Annotated in this window: 1 protein-coding gene; it reads left to right on the top strand. The window is 34.4% G+C overall.

Annotated features, from left to right (window positions below; all coding sequences use genetic code 11):
• The coding region (locus tag Z054_RS0127290) for a DUF3987 domain-containing protein (protein WP_024773134.1) at positions 1 to 982 on the top strand (982 nt) is incomplete at its 5' end.
• Positions 983 to 1,564: the final 582 nt, after the last annotated feature.

The following is a 1,564-nucleotide window of genomic DNA, read 5'->3' as shown; positions in this document are numbered from 1 at the left end:
GACTCCACCAAAACCTGAAAAACCCAGGGAACAATTATTATTCATCCCTGCCAATAGTAGTGCAACAGGAGCTTTTGAATTGTTGGCAAATAATGATGGAAAAGGGCTCATCTTTGAAACGGAAGGAGATACCCTTGCACAAGCGTTTAAAAGTGAACATGGAAATTATAGTGATGGGTTAAGAAAAGCATTCCACCACGAACAAATAAGTTACTATCGCCGTACAGCAAGTGAATATGTGGATATTAAAAATCCACAACTATCCGCAGTACTTTCTGGTACAGCTGATCAGGTATTGTCTTTAATGCCGGATGCAGAAAACGGGCTCTTTAGCCGGTTTATCTTTTTTGAGATGCAACGGCAAAAACAATGGAGAAATGTATTTGCCAATACTAATGAACACTCATTGGATAACATCTTTGATGCACTAGGTAATCGGTATTTACAATACTATCAAACGTTGGAAAGTTTTGGGAGCGAAATTAGGGTTCACTTACAACCATACCAAATAGAGCAGTTCAATACTTTTTTTAGTAAAGAGTATGATAAATTCCAATTCCTGAAAAAGACAGGGTTGGAAGCTTCTTTATTACGGTTGGGATTGATCTGTTATCGTATGATACTAATCTTCACTACCATTCGATCATTGGAAAATGGTACACTTTCCAACATGCTATCTTGCCAGGATGCTGATATGGAAAATGCTATTACCATTGTAGACAATTTACTGGCACATACCCAAAAGGTGTATCGGTATTTACCAGAAAAGCAAACCGTACTCTCAAGGGGTAAAACCAAAAAAGAAAGTTTTCTGGATGGATTGTCAACTTCTTTTACTACCCAGGAATATAAGAGCGTAGCTTTACAGTTTCAACTACCAGAAAAAACTGCGGAACGTTATATCAACCAGTTTGTAGAAAAAGGATATATTGAGCGTATCGGTCATGGTCGGTATCTTCATCTACTGAAAAAAGAAGGGTAAGGTATTCGGCTTTTTTTTAGAAAACCTCAAGTGAGGTTTTGAGGTTATTAAGGTTTTGAGGATAATGAAAGTTATTTCTTACTATTTTTTTAGTGTAAAATCTTACAAAAACCTTAAAACCTTAATAACCTCAAACCCGCAGTAGCTTTTTTTTGAGGTTTTGGATTGTTTCTTCTTTAATAAAGCTGTTCACATTATCGTAATTCTAAAATAGTTTACAGTAATTTCCATGCATTGAAACATAGTTCAACACATTTTTAAGCTATCTAAATTCAAATAAATGTGGGTTAACATACATTGTTATGCATATAAATTGCATGAGACATAGTTCTAACCTAATTTCCTACCGATTTTGATGTTATTTGAAAAGTTGCAAAAATTTAACTTTTCGTTTGGTAACAGAGAAACAAACCTCAAACTTGATTCTATCGTAATGTAATGACACTATAATTTTTACTAAAGCAACGACACGTAAGTTTTTCTTATAAGGAATGACACAAGAATTTTTCCTATAGCAATGATATGTAGGTTTTTCTTACAGGAAAGAGTTAGAACTTTTCCCTATAAGAAGGAGATACAAAT

The sequence above is a fragment of the Aquimarina macrocephali JAMB N27 genome (assembly GCF_000520995.1).
In the GTDB taxonomy this organism is placed as follows: Bacteria; Bacteroidota; Bacteroidia; order Flavobacteriales; family Flavobacteriaceae; genus Aquimarina; species Aquimarina macrocephali.
Note: the sequence above shows the minus strand (reverse complement) of the source record. Positions and strands in the feature narration are given on the sequence as shown.